This window comes from Algoriphagus yeomjeoni (assembly GCF_049821175.1).
Lineage (GTDB): Bacteria > Bacteroidota > Bacteroidia > Cytophagales > Cyclobacteriaceae > Algoriphagus > Algoriphagus yeomjeoni_A.
Map to the genome: position 1 here is coordinate 4,720,421 of NZ_CP187512.1, position 25,627 is coordinate 4,746,047.

Sequence of the window (25,627 nt, forward strand, 5' to 3'; positions counted from 1 at the left end):
AGGCGAAGAATGCACTAAAAAAGGCAACCCGTTCAGGTTGCCTTTCAAATGATTTTTAAGAATTGATGCTTATACAGAGAAGCTTTCTCCGCAGCCGCAAGTTCTGCTGGCATTTGGATTGACGAATTGGAAACCTTTTCCATTCAGTCCATCAGTGAATTCTAGGGTAGTGCCTGCTAGGTAAAGTAAGCTTTTTCTGTCTACTAGAATTTTCACTCCTTTATCTTCGAATACGTGGTCTGTTTCCACCTGATCTCCGTCAAAGCCTAAATCATACATTAGACCTGAGCAGCCACCACCTTTCACTGAAACACGTATATTTTCATTTTCTGCGCGTCCTTCCTCTTTTTTGAGCTCTAGGATACGCTCTTTGGCTTTGTCAGAAACGATTATCATATCTTTATTGATTACTTTGTCTTAAGTTGAAGTATTGGGAAAACAGTATTACTCCCAAAATGATTCACTGCAAATATAGCAAATTTAAAAATGAGGAAAATCGAGCATATTGGGATTGCGGTTAAAGATCTTGAGAAGTCAAATGCACTTTTTGGGAAGCTGCTTGGAAAAGAACACTTCAAAACCGAGGAAGTTGACGGGGAAAAAGTAGCGACTTCATTTTTTCAGGTTGGGGAAACGAAAGTGGAACTTCTCCAGGCAACTGATGAAAGTAGCCCGATCGCCAAATACTTGGAAAAAAAGTCAGAGGGAGTTCACCATATTGCATTTGATGTGGAAGATATCAATGCGGAAGTTGAGCGATTGAAAGCTGAAGGCTTCGAAATCCTGAATGAAACACCAAAACTGGGTGCAGACAATAAATTAGTGGTATTTTTGCACCCTCGAAGCACAAATGGTGTTTTGATTGAGTTGTGTCAGGAGAAGGAGTAGGATTTTAAGATTGAAAAATTGGAAGATTGAAAAATTCGGTTTTAATATAATTTAGAGTTGTAAGGTTGGAGAGTGGTAAGGTTTGTAAAAGAGCCTTGACTCTACTTTGAATCTCGTACCCCGATAGCTATCGGGGCGTACTTCGTAAATCCCAATTTCAGGATTTGCCTAAAAAGATAATAGAATTTTAAAATAGCGCCTCCCGATAGCTATCGGGAGCGCCGCCGCGAGAAAAAATATTATGTCAGAAAAGAGAACAGAAATAAGCGATTTGGGTGAGTTCGGTTTGATCGATCACTTGAATGAGAAGGTGATTATTAAGAATTCCAGCACGGTAAAGGGCATTGGAGACGATGCTGCAGTCATCGAAGCTGGAGAACTGGTGAAAGTCGTAACCACGGATTTATTGGTTGAGGGCGTTCATTTTGATCTTTCCTATGCGCCGTTGCCTCACCTAGGTTTCAAAGCTGTGGCAGTGAATGTGTCCGACGTGGCAGCTATGAATGCTGTTCCTAAGCAAATCACTGTAAGCATTGCGCTATCAAATCGTTTCTCTGTAGAAGCTATTGATGCGCTTTACGAAGGAGTCCATGCAGCATGTGAGCATTATGGTGTCGATCTAATTGGAGGTGATACGACGGCTTCTAGAAGTGGTCTGGTAATTTCGGTTACTGCTATCGGAGAGGCTAAGCCCGAGCAAATCTCCTATAGATCCGGTGCTAAAGAAAATGATATTCTTTGCGTGACTGGGGATTTGGGAGCGGCATTGGTTGGGTTGCAAATCTTGGAGCGTGAAAAGGAAGTTTTTCTAGCAAATCCTGACATGAAGCCTGATTTAGGGAAATATACCTTGGTTACTGCTCGGCAATTAAAGCCAGATGCTCGAGTGGATATTATCCATGAACTTCGGGAGATGGAAGTTGTACCGACAAGTATGATGGATATTTCGGATGGCTTGGCTTCGGAGATTTTTCATATTTGCAAAGCATCAGGAGTAGGAGCGACTATCTATGAAGATAAGCTTCCGATTGATAAGCAGACTTTTGATACAGCAGTTGAATTGAATCTTGATCCGATCACTTGTGTGATGAATGGGGGAGAGGATTACGAGTTGCTTTTCACGATTGATCAGAATGATTTTGCGAAGCTGGAAAAACATCCTGATATCCACTTCATCGGTCATATCACCAAATCAGAAGAAGGTAAGTTCTTGGTTACAAAAAGTGGGACTGCTGTTCAGATCAAAGCGCAGGGTTGGAAGCATTTTTGAATCAACCCTAACTCTTGGTTCAAGTCTTCAGACCTGTCCGACGCCAGGCGGGCTTGGACCTTATTAAAAAAAAATAAAAACCTCTTCAAAATGAATTGAAGAGGTTTTTTTGTGTAATAGGCATTTAAAAAAGATAAATCCTTACTTTTTCAGCATTAACCAACCCCTCGGGTCCACATTTGGCTCGCTGATGCTATTAATCAAAACTGGATCCCTACCCAACATCACTACTTCTATCCCCTTATCTGTTTCCACTTCAACAGGCAATTGGAAATCAATTCCCAGCAGTGAAACTTCAAAGCCTTTATTTCCCTTTTTAGAGATTTTCACTTCTGGAATATTTGTGGAATAAAGGTATAGCCGAAAAAAGCCTTCTAAGTCTTCTCCGGTAGAGGAATGGACAAAATCAATAAAATCACGGGTATTCACTTGGTTTTCATAGGTGAATCTCGGGTCATTCGCAAATGCTTTCAACGTCGCAAAGAAAACCTCATCGCCTAAAATCCCGCGTAGCGAATGCATGATATACGCGCCTTTGGTATAAATTTCTGAGTGATAAGCTTCCTCTTCAGTGCTGTTAACAGGACTGGCCACTGGTTTGGAATGGCTAATCGATTTTAATGTGCCATTCACTTTTTCGAAGTAAGCTTCTTCTCCGCCATGCTCTAGGTAGAACAGCCAGTCTCCATATGCGGTGATCCCCTCATGAATCCAGAAATCCGCCCAGTCACCGACTGAAACCTTATTCCCGAACCACTCATGACCTAGTTCATGGTGCAATAAATTATCATAGTTGACTGAGCCCATTTTTACGAAACGATAGAAGTTTCCGTATGCATTGATGGTCTGATGCTCCATGCCGAGATAAGGCGTTTCAACTATGGCAATCTTGTCATTTGGCCAGGGGTATGCGCCAAAATACTTCTCATGAGTTTCGGTGGATACCTTTAGCACTTCCAGAATATCCTGTGCTTTATCTTTGTTTTCCTGCAATACCCAGACATGCATGGGGACTTGATCACCAGAAACAGAGGTGAAGGGTAGCTCTTCCTCATGAAAAACCCCCATGGTAAAGTTGATTCCATAATTATTAATCGGATAATCTGTTGCCCAATGGTAGGTCTGTTTTTCTTCATTCTGCGTGACGTGCTCAAGTATCCCATTAGCTGCTACGAAATACGGTTTAGGAACGGTAATCAATAAATCCACGCCCTCTGCGGCTTCTGAGGACGGATGATCCAGCGCAGGCATGAATATCTTCGCACCTTCTCCTTGCGATGAAAGACCCATCCAGTCATTTCCAAGATTGTCTTTTTTCCAGGTAAAACCCCCTTCCCAAGGTGGATTAAGGGCAATTGGAGTTATTCCTTCGTAAGAAATGTCCACTGCATTACAAGAACAATTAACCACTAGAATATCGAGGAGATCATTTTCATGAGAAAATTCAAGATCGGCCCCATTCACCTGCACACTTGTCACTTTATATTCATCGATAAGGTCTAATCGAAGAGTGTCTACCTGTTTGTTGGCAGAAAATGTAACAGTACTTTTTCCTTTGATTGATTTACTTTCCGGGAAAAGCTCTAGTTCCAGCCTGTAATGTTTCACCTCAAACTTAGCTTGAAGTGGATCAATCGGTCCTCCCCAATCCCAATTTTGGCCGAGGCTAGAAGAAACCAAAGCAACTAGTAAAAGTGCAGTAGTAAGAATATTTTTCATCTGTTGTGGGGTATGAATTTCAAAAACAAAAGCTAATATAATTTGCTGACTTGCTTTCTCGATTAAGGGCTTTGAATTTAAATCTTTCATCTGGCCTTTTTAAACTAAAATAAAAAAACCTCTTCAAACTTAATTGAAGAGGTTTTTTTATGATTTAGAATCTTCTCGGATTAACCGATTGAAACTCTTTTGAATGCAGATACTGTCATTCCTTTGCTTACGCTGTCAAGGTACTGAGCGATAGTCTTGTTGTTGTCTTTCACGAAAGATTGGCTAAGAAGTGTATTCTCTTTGTAGAACTTGTTTAGTTTACCAAGAGCGATTTTCTCAAGCATTTCTTCAGGCTTACCTTCAGCTCTTGCTTGTTCTTTTCCAACTTCGATTTCTCTTTCTACTACAGAAGAGTCAACTCCGTCTTTATCCAAAGCAACTGGGTTCATCGCTGCAATTTGCATTGCCACATCTTTACCAGCTTCCTCTACGTCAGCTCCAGAAGTATTAGTCAATCCTACCAATACACCTAATTTACCATTAGAGTGGATGTAAGGAACTACTGTCTCAGCAGAAATCACCTCGTAATGAGAGATCTCAAGTTTCTCACCGATCTTACCAGTCATCTCAGTGATTTTCTCAGCTACAGTGATGTTTTCGAAAGGAAGGGCAAGGATTTCTTCTACAGAAGTTGCGCCGTTTTCTACTGCAAGGTCAAGTAGTGTGTTTGCAAATGCACCGAATTCTTCATTTTTAGCAACAAAGTCAGTTTCGCAAGTCAAAGTAAGCAAAGTTCCTTTAGCGCCATTTTCAGTCACCTTAGTTACAGCTACACCTTCTTTAGTCTCACGATCAGCTCTGGAAGCAGATACTTTTTGACCTTTCTTTCTGAGGATGTCCACAGCTTTTTCGAAATCGCCTTCTGATTCGGTTAGCGCTTTTTTGCAATCCATCATACCGGCACCGGTCATTTGTCTCAGTTTGTTTACTTCTTGTGCAGTAATTGCCATTGTATTGTCAGTTTAAAATTAAACGGATTATATTTTTTTGAAAAAACATCAGCAGGCAGTTGAAGGCCTATGAGGTTTTATACTTTTTAAGTGGGAGCATTTTTCAGCTTCGAGAAGACTCAAAGATCGAATGCAGGTAAAACAAAAAAATTGAACATAGGCCGAAACCTGATGTTCAATTTTCAATTTATTTCAAATCAAGGTGTGGATTATTCTTTTGTTTCAGCGTCCACAGCTTTCTTCGCTTCTTCCTCTTCAGAAAGTTTAGCTTCTTCTTTGTCTTTCTTGCGCTCTGAAAGACCTTCTTCGATTGCTGCGCCGAACGCTTTAACTAGTAAAGAAACGGACTTGAAAGCATCGTCATTAGCTGGGATAGCGAAGTCAACCTCGTTCGGGTTAGAGTTCGTATCAACTAATGCGAAAACAGGGATACCAAGCTTTTTTGCTTCAGCAATTGCGATGTGTTCTCTTTTGATGTCCACTACGAAAAGAGCTGCAGGGAGTCTGCTCAAGTCAGCGATACCGCCAAGAACATCTTCCATTTTGTCTTTCTGACGGGAAACCATCAAACGTTCCTTCTTCGCAAGGTTCTTGTAAGCTTCCTCTTTCATCAATTTGTCCAAACCGGACATTTTCTTCAATGATTTGCGGATTGTAGCGAAGTTAGTCAACATACCACCTAACCATCTTTCGGTTACGTAAGGCATGTTTAGTCTTTTCGCTTCAGTAGCTACAAGATCTTTCGCTTGCTTCTTAGTAGCAACGAACATCACTTTTTTGCCGGAGCGTACGATTTGCTTGATAGCATTAGATGCTTCGTCGAGGCTAGCAAGCGTTTTGTTTAGATCGATGATGTGGATACCATTTTTCTCCATGAAAATGTATGGAGCCATTCTCGGATCCCACTTTCTCGTCAAGTGTCCGAAGTGAACACCAGCATCTAGTAAGTCTTTATATTCTAATTTGGCCATAATATAATTTGTATATTCTGAAGTAAATCCAGATTAACGTTTTGAGAACTGGAATTTTCTTCTTGCTTTTCTACGTCCTGGCTTCTTACGTTCCACCATTCTAGGGTCACGTGTGAGGAAACCTTCTTTTTTCAATGCAGGTCTGTGTTCTGCGTCGAATTCGCACAAAGCACGAGAGATAGCCATACGAGCTGCCTCTGCCTGACCTGTACTTCCGCCACCATCTACATTGATTTTGATGTCGTAGTTACCTTCTACCCCTACTAGCGTAAGGGGCTGCTTTACTACGATCTGGTGAAGTTCAAATGGGAAGTGAACGTCAAGAGCTCTGTTGTTCACGGTGATTTCACCTTTACCTGGCGCCATGTAAATTCTGGCTACAGAGGTTTTTCTTCTACCGATTTTGTTGATAATATCCATTGTAGTCGATTAAAGAGTGATGGCTTTAGGCTGCTGTGCAGTATGTGGATGCTCAGATCCTTCATACACGTACAAGTTGCCGTATAATTTTCTTCCCAATCTGTTTTTAGGCAACATGCCTCTTACAGCTTTCTCGATCAAGATGGTTGAAGATTTGTCCTTCAATAATCTTGGCGTAGAGATACGCTGTCCACCTGGATAACCTGTGTGTCTCACATAAACTTTGGAGTCCCACTTGTCACCAGTTAGTCTGATTTTGTCAGAGTTGATTACGATGACGTTGTCACCACAATCAGCGTGAGGGGTGAAGCTTGGCTTCGTCTTACCTCTTAAGATTTTTGCTACCTCACTAGCCAATCTACCCAAAACTGCTGCTTGGGCATCCACTACCACCCATTGCTTATCTGCAGTCGCGGCATTGGCTGATACGGTCTTATAGCTCAAAGTATCCACTGTGTAACTGTTTAATATTTAGCTTGTTAAATTTATTTCACCCTCAAAAAGGGACACAAAGATAGGAGTATTTTATTTTCGATGCAAAATATTTCCAATACTAAGTCCTAATTTTCACAGGCTTAGCGTTTTACTACCTCTTAAAACCGGTTGTTTCTAACTCTTTTTCTATCTGAATTTCTTAGCTGGTTTTCTCTAGTTGATTGACCAAAACCTTGAAATCCTTCGGATAAGGGGCATTTACGAAAATTTCTTTGTCGTCCAAACCCTTGAATCCAATCGAATAAGCATGAAGCGAAACCCGCTGCATAATTGGTAATTCTTCTGTCTCTTTTTTTAAATTGAAGCGACGCTTGATAGAAGAAAGGTATAAAGGGTTCCCTCCATATAAGGTGTCACCACAAATGGGCGACTTCAGGTAAGCCAAATGAACCCTAATCTGATGCAGTCTCCCAGTGATGGGTTTGCATTCGACTAGCGTATGCGCGTAGTAGGTTTTCAATGTATTGAAAACTGTCTGCGCCGGCTTGCCATCCTTACTTACTTTGGCGATTCCTTTGTTGTTGGCTAAGAGATTTCGGTCCACCAGCTCATCGCTGAATTCCTTGATCCCTTCCACCACTGCATGATAGACCTTGTTTACTTTTCTGCTTTCAAACTGCATAGCCAAATGCCTGTAGGCTGCTGGATTCGTGGCAATCACTAGACATCCTGAAGTTTCCTTATCCAATCTATGGCACAGCTGGGAATCGGGGGTGTGTGCCTTGGCAAGGTCTAGGATGTTCTGCGCTTCGTGTCTGTCGTCTAAGCTTGACAGATACGGCGGTTTATTGATTACCAGGTAATCCTCGTTTTCAAACAGAATAAGATTGTCAAAATCTACTTTCTTCATGGATTCTCCTGCCTCTTTCAATTGAGGCTGCAAAAGTAAGGAAAAAAGGATGGGTAAAAAACTTCTCTGGGATTTATTCTTAGAGAGTTATCCCTTTAAGTTTATCTTCTGGAGTGTCAATTTTCACCAAAGGCAAAGAAAAACTGAAAATAGATCCTTTACCCACCGTTGAGCTTACAGAAATCTTGCTTTTGTGACCTTCGAGAATATGCTTTACGATCGCTAAGCCTAAGCCTGTACCGCCTTCTTTTTTGTTTCTACTTTTCTCCACCCGGTAGAATCGCTCAAAGATTCGCTTCAGGTCTTCCGGTGGAATTCCAGGCCCATCATCGGTAATATCTACCTGGATGGTGTTTTTATGTGCTTTTAAAAGTACATGTACCTCGCCGCCATTGTGATTATATTTCATGGCATTGAAAATAAGGTTTTGACATACCCTGTATATTTTTTGTCGGTCGCCTTTGGTCAAGTAGGTTTTTCCTTCTTCGAAGTCAAACTTGATATGGATTTCCCGCTTGGAAGCTTTATGCTCCAGTTCTTCCATCACTTCTTCGACGAGTTCCTTGAGATCAAATTCAGAGAAATTGAATTTGATTACTCCGCTTTCCATTTGGTTCAGCGTAAGAAGGTCTTGAACCAAAACATCCAAGGAATCCAGGCTTTTTGCGGCACGCTTTAAGAAACGCATGCGGACTTGCTTGTCATCGATAGCGCCGTCAAGTAAGGTATGAATGTAGCCTTGGGTGGCAAAAATTGGAGTCTTTAACTCGTGGGAAATGTCAGCGATAAACTCGCGTCTGAACTCCGCATTTTTCTGAAGTGTATCAATTTCCTTTTGCCGCGCAATCGCATAGGAGTTGATGACTTTGTTGATTTTGCGTAGGGGAGAGATTGATCCTTTTCTCCCTTTTTCGCTGATTTCGGATAGGTCTTTTCGCTGGATTTTTTCCAGTAAGGAATAGATGTCCCCGATCTCCTTGAAAATCAAAAACTCCAACATGAAAGAGATCAGTAGATAGGAGGAGGAAAATGAAACCCCCCAGGCAACTAGGAGCAAAAGTAAACCTGCTCCGTCCATTAGCGATAAAAAAGCCACAACCAGAGCCGAGATGGCTAAAGCCAGGATCAAAGAAATTCCTCTGGAAGTGGTAAACATTTATTGCCCTAATTCGAATTTGTAGCCTACACCTTTTACAGTAGTGATGTAGTCTTCTCCGATTTTCTCACGCACTTTACGTATATGTACATCCACTGTTCTAGCCAATACAAACACATCTGCGCCCCAGATATTCTGAAGAAGTTCATCTCTACTGAAAACGATATTAGGGTTTTTGGCTAGGAAATACAACAACTCAAATTCTTTCTTGGGCAGTGTAATGGTCTTTCCGGATTTATCAATGGTGTAGCTACCTCGATCTATAATCAAATCTCTGATTTTGATCTGAACCTGCTCCTGCTCTTTTTTTGATTCTCGTCTAAACAAAGCTGAAATACGGCTCATCAGCGCTCTTGGCTTGATTGGCTTGGTGATGTAATCATCCGCTCCCACATCAAAAGCTGCCACTTCAGAGTACTCTTCCATACGGGCAGTCAGGAAGATAATAAAAGTATTTTTTAGCTCGGGAATTTGTCTTACCTGCAGGCAAGTTTCCACGCCATCCTGATTTGGCATCATGATGTCCAGGAGAATCACATCAGGTAAAAATTTCGCAGCAACTTTTACTGCTTTAATTCCATCTTCGGCGGTGGCCACTTCGTAGCCTTCCTTTTGAAGATTGTATTTCAGGATTTCAACAATATCAGGTTCATCGTCAACTACCAGAACTTTGATTTTTTGCTTGTCGCTCATCAGTGATTTCTTAATGTTTGGTTTAAAATTAAGGAATATTTAAGGATTGAAGCCAAACAATAGATTGTTCATGTACGCGCTACACAATGAAAATGACAAGAAAATTTGGTATTAGCAGTACTATGTTATCTTAATGTTATGATCTTTTGAATTAGTTATTTTTCAGTCCCTTAGCAGATATGATGTCTAAATTCAATGACCCAATAAATAGATTCGCTTTGATTTTCACTGGAATTTTGTTCTGATCCTTTGTAACCCAGACCTTCACTGGATAATCACCTCTGAATAGTTTGTTCTTTGGGAGTTGAGGTGAGAAAATGTAAGTTTCTTTCGTGCCAAGGTTGGTGTCAATGGTCTCGGTGCCTTCGTAGATTAACTTTATGTTATATATTTCCTTATCAAAGAATCCACGAATTAAGATTGCTTCTCCTTCCTTTAAATTCTTCAAATCTTGTGTTCTCAAATAATAAAAACCACTGACTAAATCCTGAACTTGTCCCGGCAAATCAAAATCCTTAGTTTCTTTTAGGTTTCTGTTTTCTTTGTCAAAAAGCTTCATCGTAGCTTTCTTATTTTTCTGATCAAAGTGAACGAACTCATGCTTTCTGTATTTCCCTTCTTCAATATGTCGGTAGGACACAGAAGGTAAATTGGTTTCTACATCTAAGTACGTTCCCCAATTATCATTCACTTTTCCGAAAATAGTGGCAGCACCTTTAGTCTTACCATATACATCTATTTTATAGTGTGGTTTGTCATTCTGGTCTTGTGGTCTTTTGGAAACCTGCATTTTTGCGTCTGCTAGATTAAGCCAACCATAAGAAACCTCAAAGGACAATTCCTCTCCAAATGTAAAGGGAGAGTTGCCTGCAAATCCCTGAGCTGAGAGATTAGACAGGGTAATGAAAATGAGTAGTGTAATTGATCCGAGGATTCTTTTCATAAATTTTAATGACAATACCTGACGAAAAGGTGGGTAATCTATAGGTATTACGAAAAAACGTGCCGAAAGGCGATTAAAATTACGAATTTGGCATTCCAAAACAATAGTAGAGGACGTCTTGCTTATAGTCCACTGTTTCTTTACTTTCATATAACTATAGATTCTAACCAAATAAAAGCATGAGTAATAACGCTGAAAAATTAAAAGCACTGCAACTGACCATCGACAAGTTGGAAAAGACTTACGGTAAAGGAGCTGTAATGAAGCTAAGCGATAATAAGGTGGTGGATATCCCGGCCATATCGACGGGTTCATTGGGTTTGGACATTGCCTTGGGCATTGGAGGGATCCCTCGTGGCCGTGTGATAGAAATATATGGGCCTGAGTCTTCTGGTAAAACTACGCTAACCCTGCATTGTATAGCTGAGGCCCAAAAGGCAGGTGGATTAGCGGCTTTCATCGATGCAGAGCATGCCTTTGATAAGAGCTATGCAGAAAAGCTAGGAATAGACACAGAAAATCTACTGATCTCCCAGCCGGACAATGGAGAGCAAGCACTTGAAATCGCTGAGCATCTGATCCGTTCTGGGGCGATTGATATTATCGTGATTGACTCCGTAGCTGCTTTGGTGCCAAAAGGCGAGCTAGAAGGTGATATGGGAGATAGCAAAATGGGATTGCAGGCACGATTGATGTCCCAGGCTTTGCGTAAGCTTACTGGAGCTATCAATAAGACTGGTTGTTCTTGTATTTTCATCAACCAGCTTCGTGAGAAGATAGGAGTGATGTTCGGTAATCCTGAAACTACCACTGGTGGTAATGCATTGAAATTCTATGCTTCAGTACGATTGGATATTCGTAGAATCGGTCAGATCAAAGAAAGTGCAGACAACATCCTCGGTAATAGAACAAAGGTGAAGGTGGTGAAGAATAAAGTCGCTCCTCCGTTTAAGGTCGTTGAGTTTGATATCATGTATGGGCAAGGAATCTCCAAAGTAGGGGAAATAATTGACTTAGGTGTAGAGCTGGATATCATTAAAAAGGCCGGTTCATGGTTCTCTTACAACGGAGAAAAGCTTGGTCAAGGTAGGGAGTCTGTGAAAACTCTGCTTTTGGATAACCCTGAATTGATGGAAGAGCTTGAAGTGAAGATCAAAGCTGCTTCTGGATTATCCAAAGGAGCTAGTGAAGTAGTTATCGAAGAATAACTCCTTTCAATATAAACCAAAAAGCGGTTCCCAAATTGTTGGCAACCGCTTTTTGTTTTTTTGGGTTATGGAATAATTACGTCGTTCTGATTGCTTCTACCGGATCCATTCTGGCAGCAAGCGTTGCAGGTACAATTCCTGAAACTACTCCAATAATAGTAGAGACTCCAAGTCCTAGTATAATATTGCTGATGGATAATACGATTTCCAAAGTACCCAACTGGATAAAGGTTAGGAAATAGACAATAATTATTCCTGTCATGCCTCCAATTAGACTTAGACAAATGGATTCAAAAAGAAACTGGAAAAGAATAAAATAATTTTTTGCTCCCAATGACTTTTGAATACCTATAATGTTTGTTCGCTCCCGAACAGATACAAACATGATATTTGCGATACCGAACCCTCCCACAAGAATTGAAAATCCACCGATTACCCAACCTGCAATCGAAATTATATCAAATACTGACCCAATTGCATTTTGAATAAACTCCGTTTTGTTCAATGCAAAGTTATCTTCATCTCTAGGTCTTAAACCTCTTTTTGCACGAAGTAATCCAGTCAATTCATTTTCCAAAGAGACTAACCCAATGTCCTCTTCCATGCCTTGAACAGCGATTTCGGGCTCCAAACCATTTCTACCTGTGTAATACATTTTTGTGAAAGCACCATACGGAATCAAGCAGGCCTCATCTTTGGATGCTCCGCCAAATAATCCTTCTCCCTCTTCCTCAAAAACCCCGATTACGGTGAATTTCATCCCCTTGATTTTTATAGGTTTTCCGAGTACTTCTTGCTGTGGATAAAGTGTGTTGGCTATTTCTCTTCCTATGATTGCAAAATTTCTAGAGGCATTTATTTCTGAAGCCGTGAAATACCTTCCTTCCTCTATAGATAACTCATAGACATCCTGATAAGAGTAAACTGCTCCAGTCAGAGCCATGCCTTGATAGGCATTGCTTCCTGCTTTTACCGTGGTGGAGGCCGATGCTGATATAGTCACTGCTTTAGCGGATGTGAGTCTCTCCTTAAGAAACTCATACTCGGCCACAGTACCAGGTGGTCTTCTGAAATATTTCCACCATGGGTAGTCTTGTGGTCCACTTGCAAATGGAAATCTATCGACCCGCATAACATTTGTTCCTAAAAATGAAAAGGATGACTTGATGTTATTTTCTAGGGAATCGACTAAAGTGAATACAGCAATGATGGCGAAAATACCGATTGTTACCCCCAAAAGAGATAATATGGTCCGGGTGAGACTAGTTTTTAATGCTGAAATCGCGAAGCGAAAACTTTCCCATGAGAGTTTGAAAAAGAGCATATGTGAATAGTTGGTTTAAAACAATTTGTCAAGTTAGCTGAAATTGCCTGATTTTGTTAGTATCTTTGCATTTTTTAGAGATATTCTAAATCACTCAAGACATCTAAAACTTATCTATGAAATCGAGCAAGTCGGAAACGATATATATTGGCATGAATATCAGCCATGCGAGATTTCTCCCGGTAGCTCCTGATAATCATCTGGACGGGATGGCCTTTAAAAGACTAATAATAAACATATGAAATTATCGGATTTCAAATTTGACGTTCCAAAGAAACTAGTAGCTCATTATCCAGCAGCCAATCGGGATGAATCCAGATTGATGGTTCTCCATAGAAATACTGGTGAAATTGAACACAGAGTTTTTAAAGATATTATCGAATATTTTGGTGATGGTGATGTCTTTGTAACTAATGACACCAAGGTATTTCCTGCAAGACTCTATGGAAACAAAGAGAAAACAGGTGCGGAAATAGAGGTATTTCTATTAAGGGAACTAAATGCGGAATTGAAACTTTGGGATGTCTTGGTAGATCCAGCTCGTAAAATCAGAGTTGGTAATAAGCTTTATTTTGGAGATTCAGATCTAGTTGCCGAGGTAATTGACAACACTACATCCAGAGGTCGTACCATTCGCTTTTTGTTTGATGGAACCGAAGAGGAATTTCATAAGACCATAGATACACTAGGGGAGACTCCTCTTTTGAAGGAATTCATCGAAAGAAAGGTAGAAGCAGAAGATAAAGAAAGATATCAAACTGTGTTTGCCAAGAATGTGGGAGCTGTAGCAGCACCGACAGCAGGATTACACTTTACACCCCATTTGCTGAAAAGACTTGAGCTTCAAGGTGTAGACGTAGCTCCAATTACACTTCATGTTGGCTTGGGTACTTTCCGTCAGGTAGATGTGGAAGATCTGACTAAGCATAAGATGGATTCCGAAAACTATGAGATTCCTGATGGAACGGTAGATTTGGTGAATAGATCATTGGACGCTAAAAAGCGAGTGGTAGCAGTAGGTACTACTTCTTTGAAAACTATCGAGTCGTCGGTTACTGCAAACGGTCGATTGAAAGCTAGCTCTGGATGGACTGATAAGTTTATTATCCCACCTTACGAATTCAAAATCGCAAATTCATTGATTACCAACTTTCACCTCCCAGAATCTACTTTGCTGATGACAGCGGCAGCTTTTGGAGGATATGATTTGGTGATGAAAGCATACAAAGAAGCCATCAAAGAAAAATATCGATTCTTCTCTTATGGAGATGCGATGTTAATCCTTTAATACTTAAAGCTCCGAAAGGAGCTTTTTTTATGTTCACATAGATATAACTTTGTAGTAAAATCTAAGGACTGTTTAATCCTTAGGTTTGCAGAAACTTACTATGACAAACAAAGCTGCAATCCTGGTAGCAGGAGGAAAAGGTACAAGAATGGGCGGGCCCGTAGCCAAGCAATATATGCCCGTTGCTGGCAAACCAGTGCTGATGCGTACGCTTTCTGTATTTCACAAAGTAGACCCAACCATTGATTTAATACTTGTGCTTCCTGAAAGCGACTTCCTTTACTGGGAGGAATTGTGTGCTCAATTTAAATTCAAAATTCCCCATCGACTAGTTGCAGGTGGAAATTCTAGGTTTCAGTCGGTGAGAAATGGGTTACATTCTCTCAAAGCGGGGACCGAACTCGTGGCTATTCACGATGGAGTAAGGCCTTTTGTAGCAGAGTCTGTTATCTCGGAGAGCTTTGAAGTAGCGGAGCATGCCGGTAGTGCTATCGCAGTCATTGCTTTGAAAGATTCTATCAGGAAACTTAGAGATGATGGAAAGTCTTTTTACGAAGAACGTCAGTATTTCCGCTTGGTCCAGACTCCTCAGACTTTTCAGGTTGATAGAATCAAGAAAGCTTTTGCCGTAACTGAACTTCAGCAGTTTACCGATGATGCCACAGTCTATGAAAATCAAGGTTGGCAAGTGACTCTGATTTCAGGAAATCCGCAAAATATCAAGATCACCACTCCAGAGGACTTGGGTTACGCAGAGTTTATTGCAGCGAAGCAGCTGTCCGATCGGTAAGAATTCAGGGTGAAATTTCACCGACTTTTTTGTGTGCTTTACCGACTTTTAGATTGAATTGGCCTTTTGTTTATTCCAGGAGCATGTCCTATCCTGTACTTTCGATCATCAATAAATTTTAAAGGAGATTCCAGCGAGTCTTTACAAATAAAAACTTAAACTGATGAAACGAAATCGCATAAACAACAATGATGGAGGAATGATCTTCGGATTTATAATCCTCGCAGTAGGCGTCCTGATTTTACTTAGGAAGCTGGATATATTTTACCCTGAATGGCTACTTTCCTGGCCAATGATTTTAATCGCTATTGGGGTGATTACTTTGGTTAAGCATGAGTTCAAGAGTTTTTTTGGAGTAATGATGCTGGGGATGGGAACCTTCTTTTTACTTGAGCAGGAATTTGATTTTCATTTTGGCTTACAGCGATTTATATTCCCCATAGCCCTGATATTGGTCGGTATATACCTGATTACCAAAAAGCGAAAGGAGCAGCAGGTCTTAGACGATATTCAGGAAAAAATCAGAGCTAAATCCACGTCTTCCCCTACGTCAGGTGAAGAATATAAAATAGGCGAGGAGTATAATAAAGGAGAAAAGTCATCATTCTCTAGCCAAGCTTCTGGGGCTAAATCATACTCAGGAATGTCCGGTGTCTCTGGTACCAGCTACTCAGACAGTGTATCCATTGACTCGATATTTAGTGGGATCAATAAAAGAATGCTGACTAAGAATTTCCAAGGCGGAAAATTGACTGCTGCATTTGGCGGGATTGACCTGGACCTGACTCAATCGGATTTTACCGGAATGGTTAATCTCCAAGTAGATGTGATATTCGGGGCGATCAAGCTAGTAGTTCCTCCTCATTGGGATGTAAGAGTGGAGGTGACCAATATAGCAGCAGGAGTGGAAGATAAGCGAGTGTATCGTCAGTCTGAAGTAGATCAGGACAAAGTTCTTGTGATCAGAGGGACAGTCTTCTTCGGAGGTTTGGAAATCAAATCTTATTAACGAAATTCCTTCCATAAACTACTATCCTTTTGTTCTCTAGAGTATTTTCAAATCCTTCTAAAAGTAATTGGATCATCCAAGGAGCCGGGTTAATCTGGTTCCTTGGTACGTTTGGATTGCTGATGTTTTATGGAGTGGATCAATCCGTAGCTATGGTAGATTCATTGGTATTTGCGATACTATTTGTTGTTGGAGTAAATGTCATTGATAGAACATTTGATTTCTATGTGCCGACTGGACGCAACAACAGCATGTTGTTGATATTTCCTTTACTCTATAGTTTTATAGCTATTTACTTTCATTATCATCTCCTGAAGTGGGTTTTCGACCAGAATGAGCTCTATCAGTCTTTTCTTCGTGAGAATTTCCTGTTAAAGTGGGTATTCCTTGGAGTCGCTGAGATTTTTGTAGCAATGTTGGCTTTGGCAGTATCCAAACTTGAAGAGCAAAACGAGGCTCAAAAAAGGGAAGTGATGATGAATGAGCTTTCCCGGGAAGCAGAATTGACACAGCTTCGTCAGCAGCTTCAGCCTCATTTTCTTTTCAACAGTCTCAACTCTATCTCTGCACTGACAGTTTCCCAGCCTCAAAAAGCCCGTGAGATGGTACTTCAGCTTTCAGACTTTCTTCGCGGAACGATTCGAAAAGATCATCAACAGTGGGTGAGTCTAGAAGAGGAATTGAGTTACCTGAAAATGTATCTGGATATTGAGCGAGTGAGGTTTGGTCACCGACTGGAAGTCGAGTTTGATTTGGTAGATGAGGTCAAGCAAATGCGTGTGCCGCAATTGTTGATTCAGCCTCTTCTTGAAAATGCAATAAAGCATGGACTATATGGCATAACAGAGGATGTGAAAATACTTGTCCAGGCATATAAGGAACAAAATTATTTGATGCTGAAAATCGAAAATCCTTTTGATCCAGCCGTGGCGGCTCCCAAAGGAACGGGCTTTGGTTTGAGCTCTGTAGATCGTCGGCTTTTTCTGCTTTTTGGCAGAAGAGACCTCTTGGAGTCTAAAGCTGAGCACTCACTTTTTACAGTTATTTTAAAAATACCCCAACAGAAATGATTAAAACTTTAATTGTAGATGATGAGCCTCTGGCTGCAAGTATAGTGCAGGAGTACTTGGCCAAATTCCCCCAGTTTGAGTTGGTTGGAGTTTGTCAAAATGGGTTTCAAGGACTCAAGGCCATACAAGAGCATAATCCGGATTTGATTTTCCTAGATGTCCAGATGCCTAAAATTACCGGTTTTGAAATGCTTGAACTTTTAGATGAGCCTCCTGCGGTCATTTTTACGACGGCTTTTGATCAGTATGCTCTGAGTGCTTTTGATGCCAAAGCAATTGATTACTTGCTCAAACCATTTTCCGAGGATAGATTTTCCCAAGCCATAGAGAAGTTTCTTGCGCAGCAAGGAGCAAATAACGAATCCAGCCAAAAACTGAATGAATTGGCCGAAAAGCGAAACCGCTTAGTTGTAAGGGTCAAAAATGAGATCAAAATCATTCCGACCCACGAAGCTAGTTTTTTTGAAGCCGAGGACGACTACATCGCTATACATACAGCTTCAGGTAAATACCTGAAGAAGATGACGATGAAATCGCTGGAAGAGGCATTGGATCCCAATAAATTTGTGCGAGTGCATAGATCGTATCTGATCAACTTGAATGAGATCACCAAAATAGAACCATATGAGCGTGATAATTACTTGGTGCTACTCAGAGGTGGTGAGAAAGTGCCAGTGAGTAAGACTGGCTATTCGAGACTACGTCAGGTGCTTGGGTTGTAGCTATCAGTTGCTAGCCCCCTTTTACTTTTGGCTCAGCCTGGTGGTTTAGTGAAAGTCCTCTAATTTGTGCCTAGCTGAAGGAAGTATTCAGACTGCTATGTTGTGAAATTGACATAAAACCAGGTGACCTCTTTCCCGTATGTCCATGCCTCTTTGCTTTTGATAGTTCTGAAGAATTTATACTAGACCAAGATTACTTTTTCGCTCACACTTCACTTCTCCCAATGAAGCCAATTGGTTTTACTTTTTGCTTCTAACATCTTTCTTCTTACTTAATATTTTAAAATAATCATTAACTGTTCAATTCTGCGCACTTTTCTATAGTTTTTTATTATTGAATCCGAATATTGTTCGTTTTTAATACGTAAGAAACTTTTGAAGAGATGAAAGTTTCCGTAGTTTTACGTCCTGAAAATTTAGTGTATTAGAATAAATGAGAGAGAAGATTCTAGGTATAGCGATTGAGCAGTTTAGCCAGTACGGTGTAAGGGCCATTACTATGGAGGATATTGCTCGACTGGCTGGAATTTCCAAAAAGACAATCTACCAAGAATTCAAAGACAAAAAACAACTGGTGAAAGAGTCGTTTTCTTTAGTTTTGAAGGAAGATCAAGATACACTGAATAAAGTAATGGAAGGAGATGATGGTGTCATTGAGCATTTGGTGTATACGTCCAAAATGGTTAGAGACCGCCTATCAGGATTGAATCCATTGGCTTTACTTGAGATCCAAAAGTATTTCCCTGAAGTTTGGGAGATGTTTAATGAGTTTAAGGAAAATGTTATTGTGACAGATATAGTCAATGTGATTGAGAAAGGTAAAACTCTTGGCTATTTTCGGCCTGAAATTAATGCTAAGATATTGGCCAATATGCGCGTGGATCAAATTTCGGCTGCTATGAATCCATTAAACTACAATAGAAATGATTATAGCTTATTATCTCTTCATATGGAGATGCTAGATCATTTTTTACATGGTATCTTTACCGAAAAAGGTAGGCAAGCTTATTTATATCAGCAGAATTCAGTTTAAAAACCCTTGAGAAAACCAGCTCATTTACCTAAAAAAACAGATAACAGATCCCTTTTAGAATTATATCATGTTTAAATCAAAGCTTTATTTACTAACGATTGTAGCCTTTAGCTTATTCAATGTGGATGCCTTCGCCCAAAACGTCCAGCCTTTGGAGACACTGCAACTTAATCTCAAGGAAACCTTGGCTTATGCCTTGGAAAACAATGTGGATGCAAAGAATGCAAAACTGGAGATAATGGTATCTCAGACCACGATCAAGGAGGAGACGGCAGCAGGATTGCCACAGCTTAATGGTACTGTTGGGATAAACTATAATCCATTGGTGCAGGTGGTATTCTTACCAAATGAGCCACCTTTTGGTGATCCCACCAATCCTTCTGACGTAATACCTGCACGATTTGGAGTAAACTATTCAGCAAATGCAGGGGTTAATTTGACTCAAATGATATTTGACGGATCATTTTTCGTAGGGTTACGAGCTGCTAAGACATATAAAGCACTGACCGAATATGACAAGATAAAGGTGGAGAATGATGTTATTGAAAATGTGAAAAAAGCCTATTTCGGTGTCTTGGTAAATGCAGAGCGTATCAAACTTTCACAGGCAAACCTTACTAGAATTGATTCACTTTTGGAAGAAACAAAAGCGCTGAATCAAGCTGGATTTACTGAAAAAGTTGACGTTTCGAGAATTCAAGTTCAACGGAACAATACCTTTTCTCAATTAAAGAGAAGCATCACCGCCTATGATATTTCTAAGCAGCTGTTGAAAATCCAACTTGGGTTGCCAAAGAATTACGACATACTAATCACTGAGACTTTAGCGGAGCTAAATCCCGCAGAAGACATCGCAGCTCTACAAGTCATGGAAGGTGCTCATCGTGTGGAAATGGATCAGTTGGAGACAAACCTTGAATTGACTCAGTTGGATCTTAAGTATAATACTTCTCAATACATGCCAACTCTAGATCTAAGTGCTAATTTCAATCGATCCGGTGCCGGAGATTCATTCAATACCCTGTTCAAGTCTATCAATTGGTTCAGCTCTTCGATGATCGGCGTGTCAATGAACATTCCGATTTTTGACGGATTATCTAAAAGTGCAAGAATTCAACGTAATAGAATTCAATTGCAGCAGCTGGAGAATCAGAAATTCTATTTGGGACAGAACATTCAATTGGAGATTTATCAAGCAAAGCAAAACCTAGCGAATGATTTAGAGGTATTGGCAGTGCAACGAGAAAGCATGGCCTTAGCTCAGGAAGTTTATGATATTTCTAAAATCAAATACAACGAAGGTGTAGGTTCCAACCTGGAAGTAGTCGAAGCTGATGCGGCCTTGATAGAATCAGAAATCAATTACCTCGGGGCTCTTTATGATGGTCTTATTTCCAAAGTTGATTTGGAAAAAGCGCTGGGGATTTTAAAAGAAGGAATCACTGACTAAAACAACTTTCTCTACCTGGCAAGAGAATAATTCAACAACGACATTATCAACAAATCATGAACGCAACATATAAATTTTTCCCCTTGATCGCACTTGCATTGGTTGCCATTTCTTGTGCTTCTGAAGACGGAGTGGAGGCTAAAAAAGCTGAATTGGAAAAACTCAAGACAGAGTCAAGCGAGATTACTAATCAGATAAAAGAGTTAGAGGCTGAATTGATCCAGCTTGATCCTGAGTTTGCCCAAGCAAATCATAAATCAATTTTGATCACCACAGCCCAGGCTAAGAAGGGAAGATTTGAACACTACGTAGAAGTGACTGGATCGGTACTTTCCAAAAAGAATGTGAGCATTAGTGCAGAGACTGCAGGCAGAATTCTTGAAGTTCCGGCGATAGAGGGGATGAGAGTGGCTAAAGGTGAAGTTTTGGCACGAATTGACTCTGAGTCTATTCAAAGATCAATCGATGAGCTGCAGAATACGCTGGATCTGGCTACTACGTTATTTGAAAAGCAAGAGCGACTATGGAAGCAGGAAATCGGAACTGAAGTTCAGTATTTGGAAGCTAAAAATAGAAAAGAAGGACTGGAGAGAAACCTGGCTTCTTTGAAAACTGAATTGTCAAAGGCGGTCGTTCGTGCTCCTTTCTCTGGAACCATAGAAGCTGTTCAGGTGCGATTGGGAGAATTAGTTCAGCCTGGTGCTCCGATGTTTCAATTTGTTGGCGAGAGTGATTTGTTTATCGAAGCTGATATTTCTGAGTCCTATGTTGGTGTTTTGGCAAAGGGCGACTCAGTGGATATAAACTTTCCTTCGATCAATAAAGACATTCAAACCAAGGTGTCTGCTGTAGGTGCGATTATCAATCCAAACAATAGAACTTTCAAAGTGGAGGTTTACCTCCCGAATATCCCGATGGTGAAGCCTAATATGATTTCTGTTTTGAAGATTCAGGATTATGAAAATAATGATGCAGTCACTGTACCGAGTTATTTGATTTTAAGTGACAACAGAGGTGATTACATCTTTGTAGTAGTAGATGGGATGGCAAAGAAAAAATATGTGGAGCGAGGAAAGACTTTTGATAAGAATACTGAAATTCTCGAAGGCTTAGAAGGCAATGAAATACTTGTGGATAAAGGCTTCAGAGAGGTAGGAGATAATTTCAATGTGAATATAGCTCAGTTGTAAAAAGATGTCGGAAAATCAAAAACCAAAAATTACACGCGAGTTTGGGTTATCCAGTTTATCTGTAGATAACTCAACCTCAGTGGTGATCCTTACACTGATAATTTCTTTCCTTGGGCTGAATGCTTATCGTAACATGCCAAAGGAGAGTTTCCCTGAGATTGTAATCCCTACGGTATATGTGGGTACACCTTATCCAGGGAATTCGCCGGTGGATATGGAAAACCTGATCACTAGACCGATCGAGAAGGAACTCAAGTCTATCAATGACGTGAAGGATATCACTTCCACATCAGTTCAGGATTTTTCATCTATCGTAGTAGAATTTAATCCGGGTGTAGAAATCTCCAAAGCGATTCAGGATGTAAAGGATGCAGTGGACAAGTCGAAAAGTGAGTTGCCGACTGATCTCGATCAGGATCCAAATGTATTGGAGATCAATACCTCTGATTTCCCGATCATGAACGTGAATATTTCGGGTAATTACTCAGAAGCAGAACTGAAGAAATTTGGTGAGTATCTAGAGGATGAGATCGAGAAACTTGCGGAAATTTCCAAGGCTGACTTAGCAGGAACCGTTGAGCGTGAGATTCAAATCAACGCCGATCCATACAAAATGGAAGCTGTTGGAGTAAGTTTTGGTGACATATCTTCCGCTATTCAGTCAGAGAATGTAACCATATCCGGTGGTAATATTCGAGCAGGGGATTTTCAGCGTACACTTCGTGTAGATGGTGAGTTTACTGATCCGATGGATCTATTGGATATCATTGTCAAAACTGATAATCAAAAGATCGTTTATCTACGTGATGTGGCAGATGTAAAAGACACATACAAGGAGAGAACGTCTTATGCCAGAAGCAAAAATCTACCAGTAGTTACGATCAACGTGGTGAAGCGTAGTGGGGAGAATTTATTGAATGCTGCAGATAAAATCAAGGAGATAATTGATGAAACTAAGGCAAATAGATTTCCTCCAGATCTTGAAATTACTATCACAAACGATCAGTCAAAAGCAACCCGACTCCAAGTGTCTGACTTAGAAAACTCCATCATTTTCGGGGTGATTTTAGTGGTGTTGGTTTTGATGTTTTTCCTAGGTTTTAGGAATGCATTATTTGTGGGGATAGCGATTCCTCTCTCCATGTTTATCTCTTTCTTGGTGCTGAATGCATTTGGGATTACACTGAATCTGATGGTGCTTTTCTCTTTGATCCTTGCGCTGGGTATGCTGGTGGATAATGGTATCGTGGTAGTTGAGAATATCTATCGATTGATGTCCGAAGGCAAGAGTGCTCTTCAAGCTGCGAAAGAAGGTGTTGGGGAAGTTGCTTGGCCGATTATTACTTCTACAGCGACTACGCTGGCGGCATTCCTTCCGCTTGCTTTTTGGCAGGATACGGTAGGGGAGTTTATGAAATTCCTTCCTATAACCTTGATCATCGTACTATCATCTTCTCTTTTTGTAGCGCTGGTTATTAATCCAGTGTTGACTGCACTTTATATGAAGGTGGAGGATGTTACAAAAGATAAGCCGAAGCAAAAATCAATCATTGTAGCTGGAATTTTATTGGTTCTCTCTGCACTTTTTTATCTGATAGGATGGACAGCTTTTGGTTCTTTGATGCTAATTGGCTCGTTACTGACTGTATTTAATATCTTTCTACTTAGAAAGGCAATCCGTTGGTTCCAGACAGTCTTTTTGGTCAAGTTGGAAAATATGTATGAGTCTATTTTGACTTATGCACTGAATGGCAAAAAGCCTTATGGGTTTCTCGGCGGAACTGTACTCTTGCTTGTACTATCATTGATGCTACTGGTAGTGAGAGCTCCCGAAGTCCTGTTTTTCCCAGATAACCAGCCTCAGTTGATCAATGTCTTTGTGGAATTCCCTATCGGTACGGATATAGAAGCGACGAATGACTTTGTGAATGAGATGGAAGACGAGCTTATGGTAGCGCTTGCAGATTATGAGGATATTTTGGAGTCAGTGATTTCCCAGATAGGTGAAGGTACTGGCGATCCAATCGAAGGTCCAAGTAATCAGCCCACTCCACATAAAGCCAAAATCACCATAGGGTTTGTTGATTACATCGACAGGCAAGGAGTAAATACGAATGGTGCTATGGAAGTGATCCGAGACTTGGCTGTGAAATACCCGGGTGTTTTGGTAACTGTAGATAAGCAGAGAAATGGACCTCCAGTCGGAAAGGCTATCAACTTGGAGTTTGCCGGGGAAGATTACGATCAGTTGATTGCCTTTGTCAACAAAACGAAGGAATACCTAAATGATCAAAATATTGCAGGTGTAGAGGAATTGAAGTCTGATTTGTCACTCGGCAACCCGGAAGTAATTGTGGATATTGATCGGGAAAAAGCTAGGAGATTTGGTTTGTCTACTTCACAAATAGCGACTGATCTTAGGACTGCACTTTTTGGTTTGGAAGTTTCCAAATACAAAGAAGGAGAGGATGATTACCCCATTCAATTGAGACTGAAAGAAGGTTTCAGATACGATATCAATACCCTGGTCAATAAGAAAATTGGCTTTAGAGATAAGTTTGGTGATAAACGTGAAGTACCGATTTCGGCTGTGGCCGAAGTGAAATATGGTTCTACCTATGGATCGGTAAAGCGGAAAGATTTAGAGAAAGCCATAACGATTTATTCCAATGTGTTAGACGGCTATAATGCTACAGCGGTGAATGCAAAGATTCAGTCGGTTCTTCAGAATTATGAAGTTCCTGATGGAATCTCAGTAAAGTACACTGGTGAGCAGGAGGAGCAGCAGAAATCAATGGAGTTCTTGATGGGCGCCTTGGGAATTGCAGTTTCCTTGATTTTCTTAATCATTGTGGCGCAGTTTAACTCCGTAACCACGCCATTCATTATCATGGCATCGGTGGTCTTGAGTACTATTGGGGTATTCTTGGGGCTAGTGATTTTCAATATGGACTTCGTTGTGATTATGACGGGTATTGGGATTATTTCCTTGGCAGGTGTAGTGGTAAACAATGCGATCGTATTGATTGACTACACCAACTTGGTACGTGAGCGAAAAAGAGATGAGTTGGGAATGGGGCCAAAAGAGCATTTGCCTTTCCCGCTGATGATTGCAAGTATTGTAGAATCAGGTAAAACTAGATTGCGTCCTGTATTACTAACAGCCATTACGACAGTGCTTGGATTGATACCTTTGGCTATAGGAATGAACATTAATTTCGGGACTTTGCTAAGCTCCTTTGATCCTCAGTTTTATGTGGGAGGAGATAACGCCGCTTTCTGGGGACCAATGGCTTGGACGGTGATATTTGGGCTAACCTTTGCGACCTTCCTTACGTTAGTCATCGTACCAGTCATGTATTTGTTGGCAGATAAACTCAACGTGAGAATCAGCAAACTTAAATCTTGATTGGATTAAGGTTGGTGGTTTTTTTTGTTAAAACCTCCGGGGCTATGTCTCGGAGGTTTTTTGTGTTTTGAGGGATATATTTTTTCCCTTTCAAGCATGGAATTTGTAAGTTCGCCATCCCAAATAGTTGAATGAAGAGATGGAAGAATTAAAGTGGTATGTGATGTACACAACTTCACGATCTGAGAAAAAAGTAGCTGACAGATTAAAGGAAAGAGGCTTTGAAGTCTATTTACCTATGATTGAGGAGCTTCGACAGTGGTCGGATCGCAAGAAGAAAGTCCAAAAGGCCATGTTCAATGGGTATGTATTCGTTAAAACCAAACGTAACCAACTCTGGGAATGCCTGCAGGTTCCTGGAGCAGTTAAGTTTGTGCATTTCTCTGGTCATCATGCCACTATCAGAGAGGAAGATTTGGATATTATAAAGCGGGTAATTGAAACAGGTGTAGGTGTAGAGTCAGATGGGTCTACGATTGATCCAGGGGAAAATGTGAAGGTCATCGGAGGACCCCTTCAGCACATGACTGGAGAAGTTATTGAAAAAGGAAATAAAGATTACTTTCTGATTAGAATTCCAGGGATCTATCAGAATTTATTGATCTCAGTGCCGCGAAAATTCCTAGAGGTAGTGAATTGACCAGGCTTCGAAAAGCTTTCTTATTTCTTGTGGATTTTTGTAGCAAAACTAAAGTCACAAATAATTAACTCTAGTTCTTTTTTACCTT

The 25,627-nt window shown here is 40.6% G+C and carries 24 protein-coding genes; 13 read left to right on the plus strand and 11 right to left on the minus strand.

All coding sequences use genetic code 11. The annotated features are described in order from the left end of the window. Positions 1-69: 69 nt before the first annotated feature. Entirely contained in the window at positions 70-396 is a 327-nt protein-coding gene (locus ACPUEN_RS19560; protein WP_111612711.1) for a HesB/IscA family protein, read from the minus strand. A gap of 90 nt (positions 397-486) precedes the next feature. Between ACPUEN_RS19560 and mce the strand changes: the two genes are divergently transcribed. Next, positions 487-888: a methylmalonyl-CoA epimerase gene (mce, locus tag ACPUEN_RS19565; RefSeq protein WP_425637617.1), complete on the plus strand. Its 402-nt coding sequence runs from the start codon at positions 487-489 to the stop codon at positions 886-888. A 241-nt stretch (positions 889-1,129) separates the two neighbouring features. Further along, on the plus strand, positions 1,130-2,158 hold the full coding sequence (gene thiL / locus ACPUEN_RS19570; protein WP_425637618.1) for a thiamine-phosphate kinase: 1,029 nt from the start codon (positions 1,130-1,132) through the stop codon (positions 2,156-2,158). 141 nt (positions 2,159-2,299) lie between these two features. Here thiL and ACPUEN_RS19575 read toward each other — a convergent pair whose 3' ends face one another. The 9 genes from ACPUEN_RS19575 to ACPUEN_RS19615 form a co-directional block, all read right to left on the minus strand. Continuing rightward, positions 2,300-3,877 (minus strand): M1 family metallopeptidase, encoded by a 1,578-nt coding sequence (locus tag ACPUEN_RS19575; RefSeq protein ID WP_425637619.1) that lies wholly within the window; start codon positions 3,875-3,877, stop codon positions 2,300-2,302. A gap of 170 nt (positions 3,878-4,047) precedes the next feature. After that, on the minus strand, positions 4,048-4,878 hold the full coding sequence (gene tsf / locus ACPUEN_RS19580; protein WP_111612707.1) for a translation elongation factor Ts: 831 nt from the start codon (positions 4,876-4,878) through the stop codon (positions 4,048-4,050). Between the two features lie 209 nt (positions 4,879-5,087). Beyond that, positions 5,088-5,849 carry a 30S ribosomal protein S2 gene (rpsB, locus tag ACPUEN_RS19585; protein WP_111612706.1) on the minus strand — a complete coding sequence of 254 codons (762 nt, stop codon included), beginning with the start codon at positions 5,847-5,849 and terminating at the stop codon, positions 5,088-5,090. A 33-nt stretch (positions 5,850-5,882) separates the two neighbouring features. Beyond that, the gene (rpsI, locus tag ACPUEN_RS19590; protein WP_111612705.1) at positions 5,883-6,269 is read right to left on the minus strand and encodes a 30S ribosomal protein S9; all 387 of its coding nucleotides are present in this window, start codon (positions 6,267-6,269) and stop codon (positions 5,883-5,885) included. 9 nt (positions 6,270-6,278) lie between these two features. Beyond that, the gene (gene rplM / locus ACPUEN_RS19595) at positions 6,279-6,722 is read right to left on the minus strand and encodes a 50S ribosomal protein L13 (protein ID WP_091697417.1); all 444 of its coding nucleotides are present in this window, start codon (positions 6,720-6,722) and stop codon (positions 6,279-6,281) included. Between the two features lie 181 nt (positions 6,723-6,903). Then, complete coding sequence (locus ACPUEN_RS19600; RefSeq protein WP_425637620.1) at positions 6,904-7,614, minus strand: RluA family pseudouridine synthase; 711 nt, start codon at positions 7,612-7,614, stop codon at positions 6,904-6,906. A 79-nt stretch (positions 7,615-7,693) separates the two neighbouring features. Then, positions 7,694-8,770, minus strand: a complete 1,077-nt coding sequence (locus tag ACPUEN_RS19605) for a sensor histidine kinase (protein ID WP_425637621.1) — start codon at positions 8,768-8,770, stop codon at positions 7,694-7,696. Further along, complete coding sequence (locus tag ACPUEN_RS19610; protein ID WP_425637622.1) at positions 8,771-9,463, minus strand: response regulator transcription factor; 693 nt, start codon at positions 9,461-9,463, stop codon at positions 8,771-8,773. 151 nt (positions 9,464-9,614) lie between these two features. Then, positions 9,615-10,406, minus strand: a complete 792-nt coding sequence (locus ACPUEN_RS19615) for a DUF3108 domain-containing protein (RefSeq protein ID WP_245947081.1) — start codon at positions 10,404-10,406, stop codon at positions 9,615-9,617. Between the two features lie 179 nt (positions 10,407-10,585). Here ACPUEN_RS19615 and recA point away from each other — a divergent pair, with 179 nt between their 5' ends. Further along, positions 10,586-11,614, plus strand: coding sequence for a recombinase RecA (gene recA / locus ACPUEN_RS19620; protein ID WP_425637623.1), 1,029 nt, complete (start codon positions 10,586-10,588; stop codon positions 11,612-11,614). A 76-nt stretch (positions 11,615-11,690) separates the two neighbouring features. Here recA and ACPUEN_RS19625 read toward each other — a convergent pair whose 3' ends face one another. Then, positions 11,691-12,938, minus strand: a complete 1,248-nt coding sequence (locus ACPUEN_RS19625; protein WP_111612934.1) for an ABC transporter permease — start codon at positions 12,936-12,938, stop codon at positions 11,691-11,693. Positions 12,939-13,176: 238 nt separating this feature from the next. Here ACPUEN_RS19625 and queA point away from each other — a divergent pair, with 238 nt between their 5' ends. The 10 genes from queA to ACPUEN_RS19675 all read left to right on the plus strand — a co-directional run bounded on the left by queA (position 13,177) and on the right by ACPUEN_RS19675 (position 25,539). Then, a complete protein-coding gene (queA, locus tag ACPUEN_RS19630) occupies positions 13,177-14,226 on the plus strand; it encodes a tRNA preQ1(34) S-adenosylmethionine ribosyltransferase-isomerase QueA (protein WP_111612933.1) in 1,050 nt (349 codons plus the stop codon). Between the two features lie 100 nt (positions 14,227-14,326). Beyond that, a complete protein-coding gene (locus ACPUEN_RS19635) occupies positions 14,327-15,016 on the plus strand; it encodes a 2-C-methyl-D-erythritol 4-phosphate cytidylyltransferase (protein ID WP_425637624.1) in 690 nt (229 codons plus the stop codon). A gap of 163 nt (positions 15,017-15,179) precedes the next feature. Next, positions 15,180-16,025, plus strand: coding sequence for a LiaF transmembrane domain-containing protein (locus ACPUEN_RS19640; protein WP_425637625.1), 846 nt, complete (start codon positions 15,180-15,182; stop codon positions 16,023-16,025). A gap of 29 nt (positions 16,026-16,054) precedes the next feature. Next, positions 16,055-17,095, plus strand: a complete 1,041-nt coding sequence (locus tag ACPUEN_RS19645; RefSeq protein ID WP_425637626.1) for a sensor histidine kinase — start codon at positions 16,055-16,057, stop codon at positions 17,093-17,095. Further along, the gene (locus ACPUEN_RS19650) at positions 17,092-17,817 is read left to right on the plus strand and encodes a LytR/AlgR family response regulator transcription factor (RefSeq protein WP_425637627.1); all 726 of its coding nucleotides are present in this window, start codon (positions 17,092-17,094) and stop codon (positions 17,815-17,817) included. Before ACPUEN_RS19645 ends, ACPUEN_RS19650 begins: the two co-directional genes overlap by 4 nt. A gap of 433 nt (positions 17,818-18,250) precedes the next feature. Next, complete coding sequence (locus ACPUEN_RS19655; protein ID WP_111612929.1) at positions 18,251-18,850, plus strand: TetR/AcrR family transcriptional regulator; 600 nt, start codon at positions 18,251-18,253, stop codon at positions 18,848-18,850. A 67-nt stretch (positions 18,851-18,917) separates the two neighbouring features. Further along, positions 18,918-20,300, plus strand: a complete 1,383-nt coding sequence (locus ACPUEN_RS19660; protein ID WP_425637628.1) for a TolC family protein — start codon at positions 18,918-18,920, stop codon at positions 20,298-20,300. 56 nt (positions 20,301-20,356) lie between these two features. Further along, entirely contained in the window at positions 20,357-21,490 is a 1,134-nt protein-coding gene (locus ACPUEN_RS19665; RefSeq protein WP_425637629.1) for an efflux RND transporter periplasmic adaptor subunit, read from the plus strand. A gap of 4 nt (positions 21,491-21,494) precedes the next feature. Beyond that, the gene (locus ACPUEN_RS19670; protein ID WP_425637630.1) at positions 21,495-24,899 is read left to right on the plus strand and encodes an efflux RND transporter permease subunit; all 3,405 of its coding nucleotides are present in this window, start codon (positions 21,495-21,497) and stop codon (positions 24,897-24,899) included. A gap of 139 nt (positions 24,900-25,038) precedes the next feature. Beyond that, complete coding sequence (locus ACPUEN_RS19675) at positions 25,039-25,539, plus strand: UpxY family transcription antiterminator (RefSeq protein WP_111612925.1); 501 nt, start codon at positions 25,039-25,041, stop codon at positions 25,537-25,539. Positions 25,540-25,627: the final 88 nt, after the last annotated feature.

What these genes read in the sequence shown, in the direction of transcription:
- tsf (WP_111612707.1), bottom strand. Translation starts at nt 4,878, where the DNA reads ATGGCAATTACTGCACAAGAAGTAAACAAACTGAGACAAATGACCGGT.
- recA (WP_425637623.1), top strand. Translation starts at nt 10,586, where the DNA reads ATGAGTAATAACGCTGAAAAATTAAAAGCACTGCAACTGACCATCGAC.
- ACPUEN_RS19640 (WP_425637625.1), top strand. Translation starts at nt 15,180, where the DNA reads ATGAAACGAAATCGCATAAACAACAATGATGGAGGAATGATCTTCGGA.
- mce (WP_425637617.1), top strand. Translation starts at nt 487, where the DNA reads ATGAGGAAAATCGAGCATATTGGGATTGCGGTTAAAGATCTTGAGAAG.
- ACPUEN_RS19605 (WP_425637621.1), bottom strand. Translation starts at nt 8,770, where the DNA reads ATGTTTACCACTTCCAGAGGAATTTCTTTGATCCTGGCTTTAGCCATC.
- ACPUEN_RS19655 (WP_111612929.1), top strand. Translation starts at nt 18,251, where the DNA reads ATGAGAGAGAAGATTCTAGGTATAGCGATTGAGCAGTTTAGCCAGTAC.
- ACPUEN_RS19600 (WP_425637620.1), bottom strand. Translation starts at nt 7,614, where the DNA reads ATGAAGAAAGTAGATTTTGACAATCTTATTCTGTTTGAAAACGAGGAT.
- ACPUEN_RS19675 (WP_111612925.1), top strand. Translation starts at nt 25,039, where the DNA reads ATGGAAGAATTAAAGTGGTATGTGATGTACACAACTTCACGATCTGAG.
- ACPUEN_RS19660 (WP_425637628.1), top strand. Translation starts at nt 18,918, where the DNA reads ATGTTTAAATCAAAGCTTTATTTACTAACGATTGTAGCCTTTAGCTTA.
- ACPUEN_RS19635 (WP_425637624.1), top strand. Translation starts at nt 14,327, where the DNA reads ATGACAAACAAAGCTGCAATCCTGGTAGCAGGAGGAAAAGGTACAAGA.
- rpsI (WP_111612705.1), bottom strand. Translation starts at nt 6,269, where the DNA reads ATGGATATTATCAACAAAATCGGTAGAAGAAAAACCTCTGTAGCCAGA.
- ACPUEN_RS19670 (WP_425637630.1), top strand. Translation starts at nt 21,495, where the DNA reads ATGTCGGAAAATCAAAAACCAAAAATTACACGCGAGTTTGGGTTATCC.
- ACPUEN_RS19625 (WP_111612934.1), bottom strand. Translation starts at nt 12,938, where the DNA reads ATGCTCTTTTTCAAACTCTCATGGGAAAGTTTTCGCTTCGCGATTTCA.
- ACPUEN_RS19610 (WP_425637622.1), bottom strand. Translation starts at nt 9,463, where the DNA reads ATGAGCGACAAGCAAAAAATCAAAGTTCTGGTAGTTGACGATGAACCT.
- ACPUEN_RS19650 (WP_425637627.1), top strand. Translation starts at nt 17,092, where the DNA reads ATGATTAAAACTTTAATTGTAGATGATGAGCCTCTGGCTGCAAGTATA.
- ACPUEN_RS19575 (WP_425637619.1), bottom strand. Translation starts at nt 3,877, where the DNA reads ATGAAAAATATTCTTACTACTGCACTTTTACTAGTTGCTTTGGTTTCT.
- ACPUEN_RS19665 (WP_425637629.1), top strand. Translation starts at nt 20,357, where the DNA reads ATGAACGCAACATATAAATTTTTCCCCTTGATCGCACTTGCATTGGTT.
- rpsB (WP_111612706.1), bottom strand. Translation starts at nt 5,849, where the DNA reads ATGGCCAAATTAGAATATAAAGACTTACTAGATGCTGGTGTTCACTTC.
- queA (WP_111612933.1), top strand. Translation starts at nt 13,177, where the DNA reads ATGAAATTATCGGATTTCAAATTTGACGTTCCAAAGAAACTAGTAGCT.
- thiL (WP_425637618.1), top strand. Translation starts at nt 1,130, where the DNA reads ATGTCAGAAAAGAGAACAGAAATAAGCGATTTGGGTGAGTTCGGTTTG.
- ACPUEN_RS19560 (WP_111612711.1), bottom strand. Translation starts at nt 396, where the DNA reads ATGATAATCGTTTCTGACAAAGCCAAAGAGCGTATCCTAGAGCTCAAA.
- ACPUEN_RS19615 (WP_245947081.1), bottom strand. Translation starts at nt 10,406, where the DNA reads ATGAAAAGAATCCTCGGATCAATTACACTACTCATTTTCATTACCCTG.